The following is a 3,540-nucleotide window of genomic DNA, read 5'->3' as shown; positions in this document are numbered from 1 at the left end:
GCTCTTTAAAAATTTGGGAAATGAGAAGTCCAAGTATTCATTGAGAATGCAAGCGTTAGAGACTTTCTGACACTTGTGTCTTTATGGTGAATCGTTATCACGATGAATGACCTGGGCGGAATTGGAGTTGCCAGTCGAAAGGCGGGTGATGAAGAGACTGTTTTGGGTTATATAGTCAAGTGATTAAGCGTACACGGTGGATGCCTTGGCAGCCAGAGGCGATGAAGGACGTAGTAGCCTGCGATAAGCTCCGGTTAGGTGGCAAACAACTGTTTGACCCGGAGATTTCCGAATGGGGAAACCCACCTGTCATAAGGCAGGTACCCTGCACTGAATCCATAGGTGTAGGGGGCGAACGAGGGGAACTGAAACATCTAAGTACCCTTAGGAACAGAAATCAATTGAGATTCCGTCAGTAGCGGCGAGCGAACGCGGATTAGCCCTTAAGTTTGTGAATGGTTAGAAGAACGGTCTGGGAAGGCCGGCCATAGTGGGTGATAGCCCCGTATTCGAAAACCTGATCAAGTGAAAACGAGTAGGTCGGAGCACGTGAAACTTTGACTGAACATGGGGGGACCATCCTCCAAGGCTAAATACTCCTGGCTGACCGATAGTGAACCAGTACCGTGAGGGAAAGGCGAAAAGAACCCCGGAGAGGGGAGTGAAATAGAACCTGAAACCGTGTACGTACAAGCAGTCGGAGCCCTCTTTGTGGGGTGACGGCGTACCTTTTGTATAATGGGTCAGCGACTTAATTTCAGTAGCGAGGTTAACCGTTTAGGGGAGCCGTAGGGAAACCGAGTCTTAATAGGGCGTTTAGTTGCTGGGATTAGACCCGAAACCGGGCGATCTATCCATGGGCAGGTTGAAGGTGCGGTAACACGCACTGGAGGACCGAACCGACTACCGTTGAAAAGTTAGCGGATGACCTGTGGATCGGAGTGAAAGGCTAATCAAGCTCGGAGATAGCTGGTTCTCCCCGAAAGCTATTTAGGTAGCGCCTCGGACGAATACCACTGGGGGTAGAGCACTGTTTCGGCTAGGGGGTCATCCCGACTTACCAAACCGATGCAAACTCCGAATACCAGTGAGTACTATCCGGGAGACACACGGCGGGTGCTAACGTCCGTCGTGGAGAGGGAAACAACCCAGACCGCCAGCTAAGGTCCCCAAATTCCAGTTAAGTGGGAAACGATGTGGGAAGGCTCAGACAGCTAGGAGGTTGGCTTAGAAGCAGCCACCCTTTAAAGAAAGCGTAATAGCTCACTAGTCGAGTCGGCCTGCGCGGAAGATGTAACGGGGCTAAAACTGGATACCGAAGCTGCGGCAGCAGACTTGTTCTGCTGGGTAGGGGAGCGTTGTGTAAGCCTGTGAAGGTGTGTTGAGAAGCATGCTGGAGGTATCACAAGTGCGAATGCTGACGTGAGTAACGATAATGGGGGTGAAAAACCTCCACGCCGAAAGACCAAGGTTTCCTGCGCAACGCTAATCGGCGCAGGGTGAGTCGGCCCCTAAGGCGAGGCAGAAATGCGTAGCTGATGGGAAACAGGTTAATATTCCTGTACTTCTTATAACTGCGATGGAGAGACGGAGAAGGCTATGCCTACCGGGCGTTGGTTGTCCCGGGGAAAGGCTGTAGGCTGAGGTGTTAGGCAAATCCGGCACCTTAAGGCTGAGAGTCGAGACCACTGGTCCTTTGTGACCGGGAAGTGGTTGATGCCATGCTTCCAGGAAAATCTTCTAAGCTTCAGGTTATAAGGAACCGTACCCCAAACCGACACAGGTGGTTGGGATGAGTATTCTAAGGCGCTTGAGAGAACTCGGGTGAAGGAACTAGGCAAAATTGTACCGTAACTTCGGGAGAAGGTACGCCGCTGACGGTGATGGGATTTACTCCCTAAGCTATTGGCGGTCGCAGTGAAAAGGCCCCTGCAACTGTTTATTAAAAACACAGCACTCTGCAAACGCGTAAGCGGACGTATAGGGTGTGACGCCTGCCCGGTGCCGGAAGGTTAATTGATGGGGTTAGCTTCGGCGAAGCTCTTGATCGAAGCCCCGGTAAACGGCGGCCGTAACTATAACGGTCCTAAGGTAGCGAAATTCCTTGTCGGGTAAGTTCCGACCTGCACGAATGGCGTAATGATGGGGGCGCTGTCTCCACCCGAGACTCAGTGAAATCGAAATCGCAGTGAAGATGCTGTGTACCCGCGGCTAGACGGAAAGACCCCGTGAACCTTTACTACAGCTTCACAGTGGACTTTGAGCCTGCTTGTGTAGGATAGCTGGGAGACTTTGAAGCAGTGACGCCAGTCATTGTGGAGTCGTCCTTGAAATACCAGCCTGGCATGTTTGAGGTTCTAACCTAGGCCCGTTATCCGGGTCGGGGACATTGTGTGGTGGGTAGTTTGACTGGGGCGGTCTCCTCCCAAAGAGTAACGGAGGAGCACAAAGGTACCCTCAGCACGGTCGGACATCGTGCAACGAGCGTAAAGGTAGAAGGGTGCTTGACTGCGAGACCTACAAGTCGAGCAGGTGCGAAAGCAGGTCTTAGTGATCCGGTGGTTCTGTATGGAAGGGCCATCGCTCAACGGATAAAAGGTACTCCGGGGATAACAGGCTGATACCGCCCAAGAGTTCATATCGACGGCGGTGTTTGGCACCTCGATGTCGGCTCATCTCATCCTGGGGCTGAAGCCGGTCCCAAGGGTATGGCTGTTCGCCATTTAAAGAGGTACGCGAGCTGGGTTTAGAACGTCGTGAGACAGTTCGGTCCCTATCTGCCGTGGGCGTTGGAGATTTGAGAGGAGCTGCTCCTAGTACGAGAGGACCGGAGTGGACGAACCTCTGGTGTTCCGGTTGTCACGCCAGTGGCATTGCCGGGTAGCTATGTTCGGACGGGATAACCGCTGAAAGCATCTAAGCGGGAAGCCTCCCTCAAGATGAGATCTCCCTGGGAACTTGATTCCCCTGAAGGGCCGTTGAAGACCACAACGTTGATAGGCTGGGTGTGGAAGCGTTGTAAGGCGTGAAGCTAACCAGTACTAATTGCCCGTGAGGCTTGACTATATAACACCAAAGCAGTCCCAAGACTCCACGAGTCAGGACAGCGTAAAGACAAGGTGTCAGAAGTCAGCTTGCTAATCATGAATAGCAAACTTCTCGTTCCCAATTTGGCTTTGCCGGTCAGTCAAGTAGTCGACCGGTAAGGCAACCTATTTGGTCCTCCTGATTCCATCAGGAAAACCAAACCAGTTTGCCTGACGACAATAGAGTGTTGGAACCACCTGATCCCATGCCGAACTCAGAAGTGAAACGACACATCGCCGATGGTAGTGTGGGGCTTCCCCATGTGAGAGTAGGTCATCGTCAGGCTCTTAAATATAAAAAAAGGCCCCTCAGCGCATTATGCTGAGGGGCCTTTTTTTATATTTAGGATACGGTGACCTCCTCTCCCTACCTCGCAGCGCCTGCGCTGCCATCCCGTCAAGCGGGACCGAGGTGTGACACCCGATGCACCGAAGGTGCCAGGGTGAGGCGCCG

General features: G+C 52.6%; 2 rRNA genes. Both read left to right on the top strand.

The features are described from left to right. The first annotated feature begins 173 nt into the window (after positions 1–173). Positions 174–3,066 (top strand): 23S ribosomal RNA (locus A15D_RS16950). A 190-nt stretch (positions 3,067–3,256) separates the two neighbouring features. Beyond that, a 5S ribosomal RNA gene (gene rrf, locus A15D_RS16945) occupies positions 3,257–3,372 on the top strand. The last annotated feature ends 168 nt before the right edge of the window (positions 3,373–3,540 follow it).

The organism is Alcanivorax sp. MD8A (genome assembly GCF_002888555.1).
GTDB lineage: Bacteria > Pseudomonadota > Gammaproteobacteria > Pseudomonadales > Alcanivoracaceae > Alcanivorax.
Note: the sequence above shows the minus strand (reverse complement) of the source record. Positions and strands in the feature narration are given on the sequence as shown.